This window comes from Okeania sp. SIO3B5 (genome assembly GCF_010692555.1).
GTDB lineage: Bacteria > Cyanobacteriota > Cyanobacteriia > Cyanobacteriales > Microcoleaceae > Okeania.
The window spans coordinates 1-18724 of record NZ_JAAHHG010000173.1 but is presented as its reverse complement, the minus strand read 5'-3'; the positions used below and the strand labels follow the sequence as shown (position 1 = coordinate 18724).

Sequence of the window (18724 nt, the reverse complement as noted above, 5' to 3'; positions counted from 1 at the left end):
AAGACTTGTTATCTACCGATCACAGACAATATTCTAGAAATCGAAACCATTATTGGGGCCCAAGGAAGAGATAACGCCATTGATGGTTCCACAGGAATTAGCGGTCAAACTTCTTTTATAGCTAACTTGGCCCAGGAAACCTTCACTGTTGAAAATCTTCCTGGACTAGGCAATCTTGACTTTAATGTTGTTAACTTTGTCGATATTACCGGAACCTCCCAAGGTGATGAGTTAGTAGGTGATGGGGAAGAGAACGAACTCCGGGGTGAAGGTGGAAGGGATACTCTTGTTGGTGGTGCTGGAAATGACCGCATATTCGGTGGTCGAGGTCGAGACCGTTTAACAGGGGTCGATCTAAACAGTGCTAACCCCGGCGCAGGTGAGATTGACATCATCAATGGAAATAATGGCCGAGATACTATTGTTCTAGGTGATGGAAGCAATGTTTTCTACTCTTTCGGTGGTAATAGCGACTTTGCAGATATCCAAGAGTTCCAAACAGGTCGAGATATGATTGAACTGACTGGTACTTTGGGAGACTACTTCTTCAACTCCGATAACACCGCAATCTTCTTAAGTGCTAATAATGACTTAATTGCTCAGTTTACAAATGGAGCATTTGTTGAGGCTGACCTCAGCTTTGTATAATCTTAAGTCTTAGTTAAATTGGGTCGGCGATCACATTTTGGGGAATAGTTAGGGAAATGCGATCGCCATGAGGCCACAAATTCAAATTATGGCTTTTTGTAATATAGTATCTGCAACTCTCAGAGCATTAGCTGCAATAGTCAGAGCTGGACTAACACCCAAAGCATTTGGCATAAAACCACCATCCACAACAAAGACATTTTCATGGTCATGTAAACGACAGTGTTCGTCAAGCACAGATGTATTTGGATCTTTACCAAAGCGAGTTGTACCTACCTGATGGGATGTATGAATATCATCCTTATCACCCATTGCCCCAAAGCATAATACCGCTCCTGCCGACCGAAATACCCGTTTTAACTTAGTCATGTAATACCGAGAACGAAAAACATCATAAGAATGAAATTTGTGGAACAGACGAATTTTCCCATCCTTATCAACTTCTATCCTATTTTCCTGTTGGGGTAAATCTTCCACAATACCAGTTATTACCAACATCCGCTTCAACAAAAATTCGGCGATGGGTTGAGGAATTGGCACAGGAAAATTTTCTTGTAGAGAAAGAAGTCCGGGAATAGGTACAGCTTGAGCTAACCCTAATTTATGTGGAAATTCTTTAGAACCAAGATAGAGGTCTGTAAACCGTACGAAAAAAACTGTAGAAAAATGAAACAGCTTTTATCTTGATATTGGATTAACCAATACAGGCTGTACGGCACAGCTCACTATTCCCTCGGCAGTAAATGCCTCTGGGAATTTCTTTCTGATAATTTGAAGACTGCCATTGATATCGGCATTAATTACTTTACCTGTTGCACTCCTGAATAAACCACGTTTGACTCGTTTACCTACATAAGTTCCATGTTGACAAGGTTTTTCTAAGTCCAGTGCTGAAGTTTTACTGGTGTAACTTTCTTCAGTTTCAATTACTTTGACCCCAGCAAGTTGACATTTATAAGTTATCAGTTGAATTAGCTTATAATGGGGTATGTGGGTAAAGTTTTGATTATTTTTTTTACCGATGTTTGCACCTTGTTTCCAGTTATCATTTTTGCCTATGACTACAGTACCAATATTATTTGTGGTTAAATACTCAACCACTAATTTACTGGTGTTATGCAGATAATTGGAAACAAAACGATTTCGGTGATAGGTTAATGCTTCAATCTTACGGCTCGTTTTTTTTTGGCCTTTGAGCGCACTTTGATATTTAGCTTTTCGCTTGTTATATAGTTGATTGACGCTTTTTAGCGGCTTCCCATTAATCAGCAGTGGTTTTACACCAGGCTTATTTGTAGATAGAGCAACTAATCGGTCAATCCCTAAATCTATTCCTGCTATATATGTAGACTGTATCCGTGGTTGTTCAGTTTTTTCATACACAACTTCAATTACATAGCAGCCGGTCGCAGGTACTATCCTGACTTCAACTACAGTTTCAACAATTACAGGTATTTTAATCTCACTCATCGATAAGTGACAAATACCATCTTTCAAAGGGGCTTTATAAACTGATTATGCATGAATATATAACTACATTCCTACCTTGAGTTTTATTCTTATACTTTGGTATTTTTGGTTTGCCCAAAAACTTTTGTGGATGTTTTGACCATTCTTTGATTGCCTGAAAATAACCACGCCAAGTTGCAATCAAGCACTTTATTATTTGTTTTGATACTTTAGTTGGTAATGCTCTATAGGCATCGCTATCTTTGGTGGCATGGTACAGTTTAGTTAGCGAGAGACTTTTACCTGTCGTGAAAAAATGCTGACGACAGTGATAGTTAGCTAAGTTATATAAGTTTTTCGATCTTATTGGCTAACTCATCGCACACCTGCCAAAAGTTATGTGTTCGTCTAATTATATGTCTGTCAACAACTTTCATGGGTCTGTCTACTCAAATTTTGTTGCCCTCGCCCGTGATTACTATAATGATCGAAATCATTTATTGCCTAAATTTACGCTTTCTATTAACTGTTTAATATTACAATACTTTTCTACGTTTGACAACTATTTTCTACAGTTTAAGTTTAACAGTTAATTACCCTAACTGTTTAATAAATTTATCCACCCCACCAGTAGATTGTTTGAACAATCCCGCCACTAAAGCACCACAATGATACATATAATTCCGCCCTACTTGTCCGCTACGCCCTGTTAAACCAGACTTCATCAGAATAACTGGACTACCCAATGCTCCAGCAGACAGAATATAAATTTTGGCTGTGAGTTCCTCAACTGTGCCAGTTTTGCGACAACGAAGGCGAATAGCAGTAACTGTTTGACTGGTATTAGTAACTAAACGTTCTGCCTCTGTAAGAGTTTGAACTTTGAGGTTGTAATTAAGGGTTGCCTGATCAATAGTACGCATCACTGTAGAAGCACGAGATTCATTGGGGCAATAGAAACCAGGACATTTAGGACAACGTAGACAAGTATCGAAGTTTATACCGAAGGCAAGATGAAATGGAGTTAGTCCTGCAGCTTTGATACCTTTTTCTAATTGTTGGTTAATTGGTTCGAGTGGTGGAACTGTTGCCGGATAACCATTACTTGGCGTACCAATATTCAACATTTTGTGTGGTTTATCCCCGGCGACATTAAATAAAGCTTCTGCCTGGTTGAAGTAGGGAGCCATATCATCATAGGCTATCGGCCAATCCCATAAATGACGGGGTAACCACTTGTCATAAAATTTACCTGGATGGAAATCGTAGGGACTTGGACGCATAAGTACCCCTCGATATAGGGATGTTCCACCACCTAATATTCCTCCAATGTGAAGTTGAGCGGTACGTTCATTGACTTGAATTTGGCGATCGTCAAAAGCTTCTTTATTAATCAGCATTCGTTGCTCATCTTGAAAGGCTTCAACATCACTAAATCTAGGGCCACGTTCCACTAGCAGAACTCGTTTACCAGCTTTTGCTAGAGTATGGGCAATTGTTCCTCCTCCTGCACCACTGCCAATAATTATTGCGTCAAAATCGTAACCCACTACTGCTCCAAATATATTTTTTTAGTTTTGTTTTTGATTAAATAAACTTACAGCAGTTTTCGAGTTGATGAAGTACAAAATTTTAGGACTGTAGGGAGTAGGGAGTAGGGAGTAGGGAGTAGGGAAAAAAATATTAGCCTTAAAAATGTACCTCACTATGCTAAAAAGTGCTGTAAGTATAAGTTACTTAAAACATATGAATAATTTATAATTATTTTTTTGTTATTATTTTAAGATACAAAGCACTTTATATCTAGAACAAAAAGGGCATTCATTAATGGATAATGGATAATTGATAATTACCTCTGGTTAAAACCGCTCTTGATTGAATATAAGGAGATATTATTTCTTCTCTTGGTCGATGGTCGGACAGCGAGGAGACCTCGCCATCCCTCGACCGCTTTTTTTCCCCTTAAAAGGGGAGACCTTAAACCTTAATTATTTAATTATTAATTATTAATTATTAATAAGTCGGTAAATATTATCAATATAAAAGAGCTGAAAATTTAAAGTTTACCTCTAGCAAAAAAAAATAGCGATCGCCTTACTTAACTTCTGAATTTTAAAGAATAATCAAGTTTAGAATCTAGTTGAAGGCATCAATCAATAATAATCATAGAAAGAAAGTTATAGCTATTATGGTTATTATTGATTTGGGATACAAGAAAAATTATTGCCATCGTAACAGAATAGTCGGGCATATTTTTCCTGGTCAGTTTGACTACTTTAGTTTATGGCAGTCGAAGGAAAAGTTAGGAGAGTTCGAGAGCTTAAAACTCAGACAACACAATATTTTTCCTTCTTCCTTCTGCCTCCTGCCTCCTGTCTCCTGCCTCCTGCCTCCTGCCTTCTGCCTCCTGTCTCCTGCCTCCTGCCTCCTGCCTTCTGCCTTCTGCCTTCTGCCTTCTTAAACTTTAAACTTTCTCTTTTTCACGTTCCTGTGCAAACAATTTTTCTAAACGGTCTGCCCAATGTTTCTGATTAATATTGGCATCTTGAATATAGGGAGAAATTGCGATGAGTTTCATAAATAATTCATTAAAAACTGAAAGTGGAAAACGCATTGGTCTCATTATGTCTAAGAATAAAACTACACGGACACCGTCAGTTTCATTCCAAGCTTCATGGGGAAAAGAATCATCAAACATCATACTTTTTCCTTCTTCCCAATTACGGGTTTCATCACCCACCCGAATGCGACATTTTTCTTTTGGTTCAGGTACTTTTAATGCTAGTAAATAACGAACAACTCCTTTGTAAGGACCTCGATGTTCGGGAATATGTTTACCAGGTAATAAAATTGAAAAGAATGCTGTTTTCATCCCCGGAATTTTTTCGATTAAACGAGTTGTTTCTGGGCATCTTTGACAATTTTTTTCTGATTTAATACCATACCCATACATAAAAAAAGTTTTCCATAAATCATCAGGGCTAGTATAATCAGCTTGGTCTGGAGAAATGTCTTGGAAATTTGGTAAATTATCTCGGTATTTGAGGAGTTCATCTAATTCTTTCCGAATCAATACCCAATTTGCTTCTACTTCAGTAGTCCAGTCAAATTGTTTAGGGTCAAAAAATGCTGTATCGCCAATTAAGGAATATTTAGGAATTAACTTTTCATAATATCCAAGAAGTTTAACTCCAATACCATATATTAATATTCTCCTAAATTTTGCCCTGATTGTTTCTAAAGAGAGATTCACCATAGATTTTTTTTCGCTTGAATTTAAGCTATTTAGATAGTTTTTATGGAACCAGTCCAAGTTAATATAGTACACAAACTCATATTTTGGAAGTCGAGAATAATTAAAACATTTTAAAAAAATTGTCTATGGCACTACGTCTTTTGGTATCCATTCTTAGAAACCTACGATTATCTACATAAATCTATGATTTTCTCTAAATAATCATAGTTCTTGTCAAGCTGTTATTTACCCCCAATTTCAATTTACTGAGCGGATACAAAATTACCTAAATAACACGGGAGCATGAAAGCCATCGTCTTTTAAGGGATGGATCAAAGGCGAGGAGTCGGATTTTAATCCGAAGTATTTTATTTTACCGAAAAGCAACGTTGAAGTTCCCCGTGTTTGAACCGGGACATGAAAACAAGGGAATTGTTTGGACTAGACAACTTTAGTTGTCCTCTGTTACTATGATTAATAATAAATTTTCGCACCGCCCGTTTCCAATGTACTCTTGTCCGCAAGTTTTAGTAGGTAAAAATCCCGAATTAATTGCTATCTTAAAATTCTTATGTGAACAGTCCAAGCTCACTAACATGAGAATATATTATGGCAGACAATTATATTTTAAGTCTTACAAAACTCTGGTTCATTAATTGATAATGGATAATGGATAATTACCTCTGGTTAAAACCGTTCTTGATTGAATATAAGGAAACATTATTTCTTCTCTTGGTCGATTGGATATGGCTCCGAGACCTCGCCATCCCTCGACCGCTTTTTTTTCCCTTAAAAGGGGAGGCTTTAAACCAGAATTATTTAATTATTAATTATTAATTATTAATTATTAATTATTCGGTAAGTATGACGCAGGAATTAGTCTACAAAAATAGAAACTAATGAAAAATCCCAATACAAAATATGATTTTCTAATTGTAGGTAGCGGCATTTTTGGTATTACTGCTGTTGTAGAATTAGCCAAAAGAAAATATAAAGTGGCAGTTATTAACCCAGATACCATTCCCCATCATCTAGCAGCTTCTACTGATATTACTAAAGTTGTCCGTATGGAATATGGTACTGATAAAGAATATTTCCGCATGGCAGAAATATGTATTGACCGCTGGAAAGAATGGAATGATTTTTTTGGGGATGAATTATATCACGAAGTAGGTTTTTTAATGTTGTGTAAAGATAAAATAGAAAGCGATCGCCACAGCTTTGAAAAATTTAGTTACCAAAATCTCATCGAAAGTGGTTATTCTCCAGACAGAATGAATGCTGAAAGTATTAAAGAACGTTTTCCAATGGTGAATAACTCGGTTTACATAGATGCTAATTTTAATCCGAAAGCAGGTTATGTAGAATCTTCACTGGTAGTAGAAAAACTAACTGAGTATGCTTGTTCTTTAGGTGTTGAAATTTACCAAGGGCAAACCGCAGAAAGTTTGATTGTGGAAAATGGGAAGCTACAAGGAGTCAAAACTAGAGAGGGAAATACTTTTCAATGCGGTCATGCGCTGGTAGCAGCAGGTGCGAATACTCCCTATCTTTTGCCAGAACTACAACCTTACATGAAAACAACTGGTCATCCTGTTTTTTGGTTAAAACCTCAAAACCCTAAATACTTTTCGTCGCCCTATTTGAGTGTTTTTGCAGCCGATATTTCTAATTCTGGTTGGTATGGTTTTCCTTTTTTGCCTAAATATGGTGTTGTCAAAATAGCTAAACATTCTAGTGGCGTACCTCTTCATCCCGAAAATAGCGATCGCCGAATTAAGGATGATGAAGTAGAGAAGATGCGGTCTTTTCTGAAGATGACTTTCCCCGAATTGGTAGATGCACCTTTGGTGTATACTCGTAGATGTTTATATACTGATACCCTTGACGGACACTTCTGGATAGATAACCATCCAGAAATTAAAGGTCTTTCTGTGAGTAGCGGTGGCAGCGGACATGGGTTTAAAATGGCACCTTTATTAGGAGAAATTGCAGCGGATATTGTGGAAGGGAAATCACATCAATTTTCTCAAAGGTTTAGATGGCGAGATTTAACACCTGATACCGTTCAAGTTGAGGAAGCGAGGGGTTCTGAAATTTAGGCGTTACATAGTTGAGACACGATGTCCTCTGGTGATTGTCCAGTAAAAGGTAAAATTATATTACTAGATTCAGGACTATCGGTTAAGTCTAAACCAAAATAATCTGACATAGTTATACAATATTTTTAGGTTAATATAGCCCTCCTTATTTTGGAGGGTAGTTTGCCAGAAGGATTCCCTTTGGCTTCCTTCTGGTATTTTTTTTCGAGCTGGTTGACGCCAGTAATAAGGCTGGCTAGTTATTAATTTTTGGGTGTATTCCGCCACGCAGCATCACGAGCTTTTTCAGGGCTAGAACCAGAACCGGTATAGGTCTTACCCGTTTTATTGTCCCGGACAGTAGCCTTATAACCTGCACCAAAAGGGTTGTAGGCATTACCTTCAGTTTTAACGTCGTAACGTGAGTCTTTGTTGTTAGCCATAAAATTGATTCTCCGTAAAAGTTTATTGAAGCTCAATAAACCGGTTTAGATTTATTGCGCTTCCTTTTACATAGTCTCTTAAGTAGATAAAAGTTGCCAGCTCAGTTAAGATCAGAGCTTAACTGAGCTTAACTGATCTTGACAAAATCAAAAATATAATGTATGAAAAAAGACTCTCTTAAGGCTTCTGAAGATGGATTTTTGCAAATTCGACAAGCCGTAAGAAAAATACAAGACGACTTTGGATGGCCATTTGATAGTCACGAATGGCTAGAAAGTGCGGCTAGAATCAACGATGAATTCTGGAAAGAAGGTGATGATTACCCAAACGGATGCTCTCAATCTACTTGGAAAAGGTTTGTATCAGGAAAGGGAGGCAAACCACTTTATATTAATCAAAAAGCGTTTAAGATATTTTGCAAGGTTTTACAATTAAAATGGGAAGATATTGTTGAAAAAGAAAAAGAAGAGGAAACTAATCAAAAATATTTAAAATTACCTGAAATTTTTCAAAAATTTATATTGTCTAAGTCCTCGACTGAGATTCAATTATGTTCTTATGAAGTTGATGAGTTTCTTGAGCTGTATCCAACAGACCCACAAGGACGTTTTTTAAAATCACAAATAGAGGAAGCATTACAAAGATATAAAAGAGGCAGTTGTAGGTCAGATAGCACTGAAGATTTAGAAGAAATAGAGCCAACAACAAAGTTAATTCATTTAGGAGACCAACAAACAGTCAAGTTGATTGTTCAACAGACACCAAAAGATGAAGAAATAGGCGTAAGAGTCTGGGTTTTTCCATCTGGAGATGTTGTACCTTTACCAGAAGGTTTGCAAGTAACAATTTTGGATGAATATGGAGACCCAGTGCCAAATTTACAGAAGCAAACAAATAGTAAAGATAAAGCTATCCTTCTAGAATTTGCTGTTGAGCCTGAAGAAAACTTTAGTGTAAAATTAACTCTGCAAGATATTAGTATTACAGAAAATTTCTGAGCCATGAAAAAACAAATTATTCTGACAATAATCGAAGGTGATTTTCAACAAGGTTTTCCAGTGAAGGTGGAAATCAAAAAAGATGAATATCCATTTGAGAAGATATTTAGTAATGTCGGTAGGTTGCCATCAGCAGTTAATCTAAATATTCAGAAACTGCTGCAAAACTGGCAGTCAGATTATACAAAATGGGTTAAGGGTGTTAGGAGTAGCACTAGAAATAATCCGCGCATAAAAGCACATGGAAAAGGAGCTGTAACATTTGGCGACGAATCAGCAAAAGATTTAGAAGAAAAATTCAATGAATGGGCAAAGTTACCTGAAAAATCATCGCCAGAAAAAATCTTAGAATTGGCAAAAAATTTAGAAGAAAAATTCAATGAATGGCTAAATTTACCTGAAAAATCATGGCCAGAAAAAATCTTAAAACCTTTGATGGTAAATTTAAACCCAGATGATGAAATTAGAGTCATAATTACAACAGATAACCCAGAGTTACAACGACTACCTTGGTCAGCATGGGAATTGTTTGAAAAAGAATATGAAAATTCCGAAATCTCTCTAGCATTCCCCAAAACTGAACAGCGAAATACTAAACCAAATTCTAGTTATAATTCCCGAGTAAAAATTTTGGCAGTGTTTGGAAATAGTCACAATATTGATATTAAATTCGATCGACAAGTATTAGAAAATTTAGAAAGTCGTAATGCCTACATAAAAACCCTGGAAAAACCTACAAAAAAACAACTGTTAGATTATCTCAGGCAAAAAATAGGTTGGGATATTTTCTTTTTTGCAGGTCACAGCTCAACTCTAGAAAATGGTAAAATAGGAAAGTTTAAAATTAATGATAATGAAAGTCTCAGTATTGAGGATTTAAAAAATGCCATGAAAGAGGCGATCGCTCAAGGATTACAGTTAGCAATATTCAATTCTTGTGACGGTTTAGGATTAGCCAATCAACTAGCAGAGTTAAACCTACCTCAGAGCATTGTTATGCGGGAAGTAGTACCTGATGAAGTAGCAAAAAAATTTTTAGAATATTTCCTCACAGATTTTTCTAATAACAAGTCTTTGTATATGTCAGTGCGACACACGCGAGGCAAACTAGAAGATGAAAAAAACCAAGAATTTCCAGGGATTAGCTGGCTACCAATAATTTTTTGTCAAAATGCAGAAGCGCAACCTCCCACCTGGGAAAGTTTACGAAAGAAAACCAAAACACAAGTATTATTTGACATTAATCAAAAACTTTCAGTTACTAATTCCTTGTATGAAAAGGTAAAATTTACAGTAATTTATATTTATAAATATCTGAATTTAACAAAAACTGGCATGATAGTAATTCTAATGATTTTGACTGCTATTATAATGAATTTTAGCTTTCAAAAAAATAGGGAATTGCCAACTTTTGAGGATAACAAAAAGAATGAACAAAAACTTGACGACACACAATTATTGTCAAAAAGTAATATTGATTATACAAAATTAGAGAGCTTATTAGCAACCAAACAATTTGGAAAAGCAGACGAAGAAACTTGGGATATTATGTTACAGGTTGCAGAACGAAAAGAGGAAGGAAATTTAAGAATAAAAGACATACAAAACTTTCCTTGCCAAGATTTACAGACTATTGAAAATTTGTGGCTAAGATACAGCGATAGACGTTTTGGTTTTTCTATTCAAAGACAAATTTATCGAGAATTGGGACAAACTGGTGGGTATGAAGGAAAAATCTGGAAAGCTTTTGCCGATAAAATGGGCTGGCGACGAAATGGAAATTGGTTAAGTCAAGATAAATTGAATTTGGAAACAAATGCAAAAAACATGAATACTTTGCCTGTAGGACACTTTCCGCAAAGACCAGGACATTTGAATTGGCATTGGGATCTTTATCCTCGCACGGAAGCTTGTGAGATTTAGATAGAGGGCGATTGGTAGTAACCGAACAGTGCAACTCGTTGGCTTAAAAGCTAGTTGAAAAACATTGAATACCTGGGCGATAATTTGTGGGGAGCAGAAATATTAAAGCAATATGACCAGGAGGAAAATGATGGAATGAAACAAGTTTATATGGCTGTGCAAATTGATTGTAATACTCGCAGATTTCTTCCTATAGTAATCAGACGACTAACTGGTAGTTGTCAAATTATTGGCGAAACAACATTAGGAAGAAATGGGTTTATATCTCCAATAGGTTCAGAAAAAGGAATTTTGACAATATGCGATCGCTAATCAAATCAACAGTTAAAAGTAATATCAAATCCACGGTCATTGCGACGATAGGAAGCAATCTCGTGACACCCCTGAGATTGCTTCCTTCCACTCCGTTACAGTCGCAATGACTTACTTGGGTATAGTAGACATCTCCAATAATAAAAAATAAAATCAAGTATCGCAAAGAAATTACAGTGGTTTCCGTTATTATGAGGTACACCTGTCGCGGGCAAGATGCCCGCACTACAATGATTTTACCATTCAAGCTTGTACCTCATTTGCCCGAAATATGCTCTATCAATTCTTTCCCACTACTCCCTACTCCCTACTCCCTACTCCCTCTTTTCTGGAGATGTCTAGTAGTTATCCGGATTTGATATAATAACCCAACACAACACCATTCAAATTGGAATTTGGTTAGGTTTCACTATCATTCTACTCAACCTACTTGACTGCATAAGTCCTGCTGATAACTGATAACTGATAACTGATAACTGATTAATCTCCCCCACCAGCTGTCCAAGCAATAGCTTTACTTGGTTGAGGATCGGGTAACTTCAAGGAAACTAAAGCTGCTGCTAACACAAAGGACATCGATACCCACAGACAACCAACTAAACCAAATATCTGATAAATCAACCCAGATAAAACTGTACCCGCAAGACGACCACCAGAATTAGCCATATAATAGAAGCCAACATTTAAAGCTACTTTGTCATCATCAGTAAATGCCAAGACTAGGTAGGAATGAACAGCAGAGTTAAAAGCAAACACTATGCCAAATAACATCAAACCACTAACAATAACCCAGTTAGCAGGTAAACCAAATTGTAACGTCAGAGCGATCGCGCCGGGAATACCAGTCAATGTAAACGTCCAAAATTGAATAGTTTTTGACTGTGGAGGTTCACCAGAGCCAAACTTCTGTATAAGAGTCGGTGCTAAAGATTGAATAATACCATATCCAATCACCCAAGAAGCCATAAATCCACCAACTTGATAAAAAGACCAACCCAAAGTACCTTCCAGGAAAACAGGTAATCCTACTACAAACCAGACATCACGGGAACCAAATAAAAAGAAGCGAGCAGCAGAAAGAATATTAATTTCCTCACTTTTAGAAAAAAGTTCTTTGAGCTTTACCTTCTGCTTAATTTTGCCCATGTCTTCTGGCAACATTATGCTGGTGAACAGAATTAAAAATAATCCTCCTGCCATTATCCACAGAGCATTGACAAATCCAAATAATGTCAGCAGCGCACTACCTACAAAAAAGCCAACTCCTTTCAGAGCATTCTTTGAACCAGTTAACACCGCCACCCACTTAAATAGAGATGATTCAGCATCTTCAGGCACAACTAACTTAATAGCACTTTTAGAACTCATTTTCGTTAAATCTTTAGCAATACCAGAAAATGCTTGTGCTACCATCACATAAGACACTGCTAACCATTGTGCCCAACTTGGGTTTACCCATGAAAGCATAATTAGGGCGAAAACTTGTAATCCAAGACCACTGTAAAGAGTCACTCTTAATCCAAACTGTGAACCGAGCCAACCGCCGAAAAAATTAGTAAAGATGCCAAAAACTTCATAAAATAAGAACAAAAAGGCTATTTCTAGCGGAGTGTAGCCAATTTTGTAGAAGTAGAGTAGCACCAACATTCGCAAAGCACCATCAGTGATGGTGAAACCCCAGTAAGCAAGGGTGACTAGGGCATAATTTTTTATACTAGAACTTGCGGTAGAAACCATGATTTTAATTAAAAACTATTACAATATGAAATCATTCGTGAAAAAAAACTGTAGGGATTTGGATACTAAACTCCTACGATATAATCTTACAACCTAATTTAGGATTGCTGTAACCAATTTTCTACAATTAAACCTTCAATTCTTAACATATCTGAATCATTAGAAACTAATACCAGATTATGATAAATTGCTGTAGCTGCAATCAGAATATCAGGAGCTTGTATGGGTGTTTCTTTTCGCCTTAAATTCGCATAAATGCCAGAGGCGATATTAATTATTTCTATCTTGTCTAAAAACAAAATCTTGATATTATTTTTACACAAATCCTCCAAAATAGCTAACTTTTTCTGGGAATTAATTGCTAATAAACCTCCCTTACTTTCAAAGATAGTTAATACAACTTATAAAAAGATTCTCTCGTCTATAATGAACATTATCAAGCCGAACCAATAGTCGAGAATCTTGTTTAATAAGAGAAGAGAGAATATTTGTATCTAATAAATATCCCATTACCAGCTTTTCCTCATATCTCGAACTGCTGCATCAAACTCTTCTATTTCTTTAGGTGTTAAATCACTCAGTAATCTAAATAATACTTGTCCTCCCAATATACGTCTGATTCTATCACTAAGTATTTCCTCAGTCATTTCTTGTAATTCTTTTATAGAACAATTTCTCAGAAAAGTATCGAATATAATTTCAACCATTTCATCTCTTTCTAAATTTTCAAACAAATTATCAGTAGCAAGGAAATTCTCTATAATTGGAATTGCTCTCTGCTTAAAAATATCTTTCATAGTAATAGAAACTTCAGCCATATTTTTCTCCTTATTTATTTGATTTATAGTGCAATAAAGTTCAGTTAAGGGTTTTTTGAAGAAGGAAGAAGAAAGAATAAAGAAGGAAGAAGGAAAATACATAAGTCTATAGATCGATTTATAAGTTTTGGTATTATCTGTTTGCGCAGCATGACCTAGGAAACCGTATTGATTTATAGTGTTTATCAAGTTATATCATGTCCGGATAATTAGTGATAAAAAACTTTTTCTCATGAGGGCCTTTTCTTCCCTTCTGCCTCCTGCCTCCTGCCTCCTGCCTCCTGCCTTCCTGACTCCAAAGTGTAAGTATTCAACCGGACATGATATTACTGAGGTACGGTTGTTTTTCTACTCCCCTACTCCCCTACTCCCCTACTCCCCTACTCCCCTACTCCCCTACTCCCCTACTCCCCTACTCCCTACTCCCTCTGTTTCAGAGCAACTTTTCGAGCTAACTCTACCATACGATTAGCATAACCCCATTCATTATCATACCAAGCCAAAATTTTCACTTGAGTTTCATCTACTACCATTGTTGAAAGAGCATCAATAATAGAAGAACGGGGGTCATCTTTATAGTCAATGGAAACTAAAGGACGTTCTTCATAACCCAAAATTCCTTTTAGGGGTTCTTGTTCGGATGCAGTTTTTAGTAAGTTGTTAATTTCTGCCACCGAAGTAGGGCGAACCACTTCAAATACACAATCTGTCAAAGAAGCATTTAACAAAGGAACCCGCACCGCTAAACCATTCAACTTACCCTTAAGTTCTGGGTAAATTAATGTGATCGCTGTTGCCGATCCAGTCGTAGTCGGAATCAGTGAAATACTCGTAGCTCTGGCACGACGCAAATCTTTATGAGGTGCATCAACAATAACTTGAGTATTAGTATTGTCATGAATAGTAGTAATAATTCCATGTTTAATTCCCAATCCTTCGTGAATCACTTTTACCACTGGAGCTAAACAGTTAGTAGTACAAGAAGCTGCGGTGAGTAAGTGATGTTTTTCAGGTTCATAGAGATTATCGTTAACACCCATGACTACATTTAAAGCTTCTTCTTTAACTGGTGCTGCCACAATTACCTTTTTGACACCATGCTGAAAGTAAGGTTCGAGAGTACTTGGAGTCCTAAACTTGCCAGAACATTCCAACACAAGATCGACACCAAAATTTTCCCAAGGCACCTCACCGGGTTGAGAATATTCACTGAAACTAAGAGGTTTACCATCAATTATTACCTGTTCGCCTGTTGCTTCTACTTCCGGCAACCACCTGCCATGTACAGAATCAAACTTAAGTAAATGTGCTGCTGCTGCCGTACCTCCTTTGATTTCATTAATGTGAACGAACTCTAGTTCTGGCCATTCCCAAGCTGCACGCAGTGCCAACCTTCCCATGCGACCAAATCCATTTATTCCGATACGCATTGCTATATTTTTCCTCCTTTAAATTTTCGATAGTTTTACATAGCAATAGTGAATAGCATAGTAGGGGAGGAAGATGCTCCCACTGTAGTGTCTCATAATAAAAATAATTACAAAGCACTACCATGACAATGCACCAACACCAAATTGTCTTTTTTCTTAACTAGCTCAGGACTTAGGCAAATTATTAGATAATACACTATCTGTAGGGGCAAATTGCATGATAGTATCCAGCTTTTTAACCTCTTAAACAAGTTAATTTTTTGCCAAAGTCTGTAAAAAGCTACTTTGAGATTCCCGTAAATCAATTTCTGGGTTTGCAGTTGAAATAATTTCCATTGCCTCATCATAAGATGAACCAGAAATAATCAAATACCCCGCAAGAGCAGTAGCTGTTCGTCTTCTGCCATTGCTGCAATGAATTATAACACCATTGTTTTGACTATCAATAAAATCCTGTAGTTGTTTAATTTGTTCCCGACTTGGTGCAGTTCCTCCTTTGGTAGGCAACCACAAGTGAGGTAAGTTTACTTGTTTGTAAAGCTCTAAGTTAGAAGGATCATCCATCAAAGAGACTATTGCACCAATACCTAGCTTCTTTAATTCTGGTAACTCTTCTGCCGTTGGTTTGCGAACTCCTGCTAGTTTATCTGGAATCACCCACCACAAATTTTCTGTTATCGGTTGAGTTGTTTTTTCTTCCATAGTTAATTTCCTTCCTTTTTTTTACGCTCACTATAACGATCTGTCAAATAATCAACCTTATCTCGCAATAATAATGTAAACTTGTATAATTCCTCCATAACATCAACAACGCGATCGCGATAAGCTGAATCTTTCATAGTTCCATCTTCATTAAATTCCTGATAAGCTTTCGCTACAGAAGACTGATTCGGAATAGTAAACATTCGCATCCATCTGCCCAAAATTCGTAGGCTATTAACTGCATTAAAAGACTGAGAACCCCCACTCACTTGCATAACTGCCAAAGTTTTTCCTTGAGTTGGACGCACTGAACCAATACTTAAAGGAATCCAGTCAATTTGATTTTTGAGAATGCCTGTAATATTACCGTGCATTTCTGGTGATGTCCAGACTTGCCCTTCAGACCATTGACTCAATTCAAGCAACTCTTGAACTTTTGGATGAGAATCTTCCACTCGTCCTCGTAAAGGTAAGTCATGGGGATGAAAAAATTTCACTTCCGCTCCCATTTCTGTAATTATCCGAGCAGCTTCTTCTGCTAACAAACGACTGTAGGAACGTTCGCGCAGAGACCCGTATAGGAATAAAATTCTTGGAGGATGGTCAAAATTTGTCATTTCTGAATTCTGTTATCAAAGTGTATGTTTTATTGTGGAATGGGCATCTTGCCCGTTCCGAAAAATTAAGCTTTTTGAACACATTTTATACCAGATTTATAAATGTTTGCTACAAATATCTAGGGTATTTCTTAGTAGTCAGTCCTCAGGAGTCAGGAGTCAGAATGGATGGCTTTAATACCATTTTTTAGGGCGTAAATTATCTTTTTTATCAAAGGGACATCTCATGTAAAGTCTTTTTATCGCTCTTACTATTCGTAACATTCTTTTTTCAAATTGGTATTACATAAACAAATAAGCAGCGTTAAAAATAGTGGGATAAGTTCCCCTGCTCCCCCACTCCCTGTACGGACGCCCTTATGCAACGTCCCTACCTACTCCCTGACCTATCCGTGCATCCGTGCCATAATCCGTGTGAGCCACTCCCCTACTCCCCCACTCCTGTACGGACGAATGCCATTCGCCCCTACTGGCTTCCGTATCTGTGTATCCGTGCCATAATCAGTGTGAGCCACTCCCCTACTCCCCTACAAATGGAGTCGCATAACAACGAGGGTCAATTAATGTTGCCTTTTCTGGTTCGCGAGGAAACCAAAAAGCTGTACGTTTGCAAAATTCTACCAACATTAACATTACTGGCACTTCTATTAATACTCCTACCACTGTTGCTAAAGCTGCCCCAGAATTCAAACCAAATAGAGTAACTGAAGTGGCGATCGCTACTTCAAAATGATTACTAGCTCCAATTAAAGCAGCAGGAGCAGCATCTTCATAATGTAATTTCATTTTCAAAGCTGCTACATAAGTAATCAAGAAAATAAAATTAGTCTGGAGAAATAGTGGTACTGCTATTAACAAAATATGAAAAGGATTTTCTACAATTAATTCTCCCTTAAAAGCAAACAATAAAACTAAAGTTATCAACAAGGCAGCAGTAGAAACAGGACTTAAATACTTGAGAAACTTACGCTCAAACCATGCTTTTCCTTTATTTTTGAAAATCCAGTAACGACTATATATTCCAGCAGCTAGAGGTAAACCTACATAAATTAGTACCGATAAAACAATAGTTTTCCAAGGCACAGTTAAATTATTAGCTGACAGTAACCACCGTCCTAGTGGAGCATACAAAAACAACATTGTCAAGGAATTAATCGCCACCATTACTAATGTATGTCCCTGGTTGCTGTAGGAAAGATAACCCCACATTAATACCATTGCCGTACAGGGTGCGATACCAAGTAATATTGTTCCAGCAATGTAGGAGTCTGCCAATGCTACTTCTGTACCCCGCAATATTTCTGTACCTGTTAATAGTGGACGGAATAGCCAACCGAGGAAAATTTGCGCAAATGCTACCATGGTAAAAGGTTTAATTACCCAGTTGACTATTAATGTTAAAATTACAGGTTTGGGAGTGCGAGCTGCATTTCTGGTTTGGGTAAAGTCTATTTTTACCATGATGGGATACATCATAAAAAATAAACAGATAGCAATGGGTATGGATACTTGATAAATGCTCATGGCATCTAATGTATTGGCAACACCAGGAAATATTTTCCCTAGTGCAATACCTGTTAGGATACACAACCCTACCCAAACAGTGAGATATTTTTCAAAGAAGCTAAGTTGACCCCCTGCTTGCACAGCAGATTTGTTTACTTGTGATGAATTTGTACTCATAATTTGTGTAATTAATATTCTGTTCGTTTTGTGAGGACTTTATAAATATCCAGATTGAATAAGATTGCATTTACTAACGATCTTGCTGCTTGAAATTTCTCAGCAGTATTTTTAGAGTTTTGTTCATATCTTTATATATAGCGCTACATGAAATGGGAATAGGGAACAGAGAATAACAAACTGTAAAAGGATTTTTTCGTGCGGAAATGCTCCGTGAACAAGATTGAAAAATGTCCTAACCAATTATGATAGTGCTATATATGTTATATTTCAAAAAAAATTGATATTTGATGCAATTCAAGTATAACGGAAAAAGTGGAGGTAAGTACAAACTTATGCAGTCTCCTATAAAGTCAAAAGCTCTCCCTATAGCCTAGGTTGTGGTTGGATAGTTCAATATCTCCTGCAATACCGCTCAACTAAACTTACTCAAACTGAACGAGAAAGCCTGAAAGCTCAGTTGAACGCAAGTGGCTCGACCACTACAGGGTTAAACGGCAAACCCTTTATTCCCTGGTCTAAGACATCAGGAATTACTTTTTTCATTATATTAAATGACCCATTTACATCTGCATTTAATAATTTATTTTCCCTGGTTTTATACAACCCTCTTGTTACTCTTTTTCCACTAAATTTCGGTTTTTGTT

The 18724-nt window shown here is 36.9% G+C and carries 18 protein-coding genes and 1 pseudogene; 5 read left to right on the top strand and 14 right to left on the bottom strand.

Going from position 1 to position 18724, the window contains the following annotated elements:
- A partial coding sequence (locus F6K54_RS21830) for a calcium-binding protein (RefSeq protein ID WP_375341992.1) occupies positions 1–648 on the top strand: 648 nt, incomplete at its 5' end.
- Between the two features lie 81 nt (positions 649–729).
- Here F6K54_RS21830 and F6K54_RS21825 read toward each other — a convergent pair.
- The 4 genes from F6K54_RS21825 to F6K54_RS21810 form a co-directional block, all read right to left on the bottom strand.
- Positions 730–1188: a GMC family oxidoreductase gene (locus F6K54_RS21825; protein ID WP_293081829.1), complete on the bottom strand. Its 459-nt coding sequence runs from the start codon at positions 1186–1188 to the stop codon at positions 730–732.
- 138 nt (positions 1189–1326) lie between these two features.
- Positions 1327–2118, bottom strand: a complete 792-nt coding sequence (locus tag F6K54_RS21820; RefSeq protein WP_293081826.1) for a transposase — start codon at positions 2116–2118, stop codon at positions 1327–1329.
- Positions 2119–2690: 572 nt separating this feature from the next.
- Positions 2691–3647 (bottom strand): GMC family oxidoreductase N-terminal domain-containing protein, encoded by a 957-nt coding sequence (locus F6K54_RS21815; protein WP_293081823.1) that lies wholly within the window; start codon positions 3645–3647, stop codon positions 2691–2693.
- Positions 3648–4561: 914 nt separating this feature from the next.
- A complete protein-coding gene (locus F6K54_RS21810; protein ID WP_293081821.1) occupies positions 4562–5353 on the bottom strand; it encodes an aspartyl/asparaginyl beta-hydroxylase domain-containing protein in 792 nt (263 codons plus the stop codon).
- Positions 5354–6231: 878 nt separating this feature from the next.
- On the opposite strand from F6K54_RS21810, the gene F6K54_RS21805 reads away from it, so the two are divergent.
- Positions 6232–7434 (top strand): FAD-binding oxidoreductase, encoded by a 1203-nt coding sequence (locus F6K54_RS21805; RefSeq protein ID WP_293081819.1) that lies wholly within the window; start codon positions 6232–6234, stop codon positions 7432–7434.
- Between the two features lie 242 nt (positions 7435–7676).
- On the opposite strand, the gene F6K54_RS21800 is transcribed toward F6K54_RS21805, so the two are convergent.
- The gene (locus F6K54_RS21800) at positions 7677–7856 is read right to left on the bottom strand and encodes a hypothetical protein (RefSeq protein ID WP_293081816.1); all 180 of its coding nucleotides are present in this window, start codon (positions 7854–7856) and stop codon (positions 7677–7679) included.
- 162 nt (positions 7857–8018) lie between these two features.
- Here F6K54_RS21800 and F6K54_RS21795 point away from each other — a divergent pair, with 162 nt between their 5' ends.
- From F6K54_RS21795 to F6K54_RS21785, 3 genes are read left to right on the top strand one after another with little or no spacing between them, the layout of a single operon-like run.
- A complete protein-coding gene (locus tag F6K54_RS21795) occupies positions 8019–8855 on the top strand; it encodes a DUF1822 family protein (protein ID WP_293081814.1) in 837 nt (278 codons plus the stop codon).
- A 3-nt stretch (positions 8856–8858) separates the two neighbouring features.
- Entirely contained in the window at positions 8859–10778 is a 1920-nt protein-coding gene (locus F6K54_RS21790) for a GUN4 domain-containing protein (RefSeq protein WP_293081811.1), read from the top strand.
- Positions 10779–10832: 54 nt separating this feature from the next.
- A complete protein-coding gene (locus F6K54_RS21785) occupies positions 10833–11090 on the top strand; it encodes a hypothetical protein (protein WP_293081808.1) in 258 nt (85 codons plus the stop codon).
- Between the two features lie 480 nt (positions 11091–11570).
- Here F6K54_RS21785 and arsJ read toward each other — a convergent pair whose 3' ends face one another.
- From arsJ to F6K54_RS21740, 9 genes and pseudogenes are all read right to left on the bottom strand, one after another.
- Entirely contained in the window at positions 11571–12827 is a 1257-nt protein-coding gene (gene arsJ, locus F6K54_RS21780) for an organoarsenical effux MFS transporter ArsJ (RefSeq protein ID WP_293081805.1), read from the bottom strand.
- Positions 12828–12925: 98 nt separating this feature from the next.
- Positions 12926–13150 (bottom strand): PIN domain-containing protein, encoded by a 225-nt coding sequence (locus F6K54_RS21775; protein ID WP_293081802.1) that lies wholly within the window; start codon positions 13148–13150, stop codon positions 12926–12928.
- Positions 13151–13336: 186 nt separating this feature from the next.
- On the bottom strand, positions 13337–13645 hold the full coding sequence (locus F6K54_RS21770) for a hypothetical protein (protein ID WP_293081800.1): 309 nt from the start codon (positions 13643–13645) through the stop codon (positions 13337–13339).
- 419 nt (positions 13646–14064) lie between these two features.
- A complete protein-coding gene (locus F6K54_RS21765) occupies positions 14065–15075 on the bottom strand; it encodes an ArsJ-associated glyceraldehyde-3-phosphate dehydrogenase (protein ID WP_293081797.1) in 1011 nt (336 codons plus the stop codon).
- A 252-nt stretch (positions 15076–15327) separates the two neighbouring features.
- The gene (locus F6K54_RS21760) at positions 15328–15777 is read right to left on the bottom strand and encodes a dual specificity protein phosphatase family protein (protein ID WP_293081794.1); all 450 of its coding nucleotides are present in this window, start codon (positions 15775–15777) and stop codon (positions 15328–15330) included.
- A 2-nt stretch (positions 15778–15779) separates the two neighbouring features.
- Entirely contained in the window at positions 15780–16394 is a 615-nt protein-coding gene (gene arsH / locus F6K54_RS21755; RefSeq protein WP_293081791.1) for an arsenical resistance protein ArsH, read from the bottom strand.
- Between the two features lie 386 nt (positions 16395–16780).
- A complete protein-coding gene (locus F6K54_RS21750) occupies positions 16781–16909 on the bottom strand; it encodes a hypothetical protein (protein WP_293081788.1) in 129 nt (42 codons plus the stop codon).
- A 4-nt stretch (positions 16910–16913) separates the two neighbouring features.
- Positions 16914–18077, bottom strand: coding sequence for an ACR3 family arsenite efflux transporter (gene arsB / locus F6K54_RS21745; protein WP_293081785.1), 1164 nt, complete (start codon positions 18075–18077; stop codon positions 16914–16916).
- Between the two features lie 456 nt (positions 18078–18533).
- Positions 18534–18724, bottom strand: a pseudogene (locus tag F6K54_RS21740) (RNA-guided endonuclease TnpB family protein); the annotation flags it as partial.

What these genes read in the sequence shown, in the direction of transcription:
- F6K54_RS21820 (WP_293081826.1), bottom strand. Translation starts at nt 2,118, where the DNA reads ATGAGTGAGATTAAAATACCTGTAATTGTTGAAACTGTAGTTGAAGTC.
- F6K54_RS21810 (WP_293081821.1), bottom strand. Translation starts at nt 5,353, where the DNA reads ATGGTGAATCTCTCTTTAGAAACAATCAGGGCAAAATTTAGGAGAATA.
- F6K54_RS21805 (WP_293081819.1), top strand. Translation starts at nt 6,232, where the DNA reads ATGAAAAATCCCAATACAAAATATGATTTTCTAATTGTAGGTAGCGGC.
- F6K54_RS21800 (WP_293081816.1), bottom strand. Translation starts at nt 7,856, where the DNA reads ATGGCTAACAACAAAGACTCACGTTACGACGTTAAAACTGAAGGTAAT.
- F6K54_RS21795 (WP_293081814.1), top strand. Translation starts at nt 8,019, where the DNA reads ATGAAAAAAGACTCTCTTAAGGCTTCTGAAGATGGATTTTTGCAAATT.
- F6K54_RS21790 (WP_293081811.1), top strand. Translation starts at nt 8,859, where the DNA reads ATGAAAAAACAAATTATTCTGACAATAATCGAAGGTGATTTTCAACAA.
- arsJ (WP_293081805.1), bottom strand. Translation starts at nt 12,827, where the DNA reads ATGGTTTCTACCGCAAGTTCTAGTATAAAAAATTATGCCCTAGTCACC.
- F6K54_RS21770 (WP_293081800.1), bottom strand. Translation starts at nt 13,645, where the DNA reads ATGGCTGAAGTTTCTATTACTATGAAAGATATTTTTAAGCAGAGAGCA.
- F6K54_RS21765 (WP_293081797.1), bottom strand. Translation starts at nt 15,075, where the DNA reads ATGCGTATCGGAATAAATGGATTTGGTCGCATGGGAAGGTTGGCACTG.
- F6K54_RS21760 (WP_293081794.1), bottom strand. Translation starts at nt 15,777, where the DNA reads ATGGAAGAAAAAACAACTCAACCGATAACAGAAAATTTGTGGTGGGTG.
- arsH (WP_293081791.1), bottom strand. Translation starts at nt 16,394, where the DNA reads ATGACAAATTTTGACCATCCTCCAAGAATTTTATTCCTATACGGGTCT.
- arsB (WP_293081785.1), bottom strand. Translation starts at nt 18,077, where the DNA reads ATGAGTACAAATTCATCACAAGTAAACAAATCTGCTGTGCAAGCAGGG.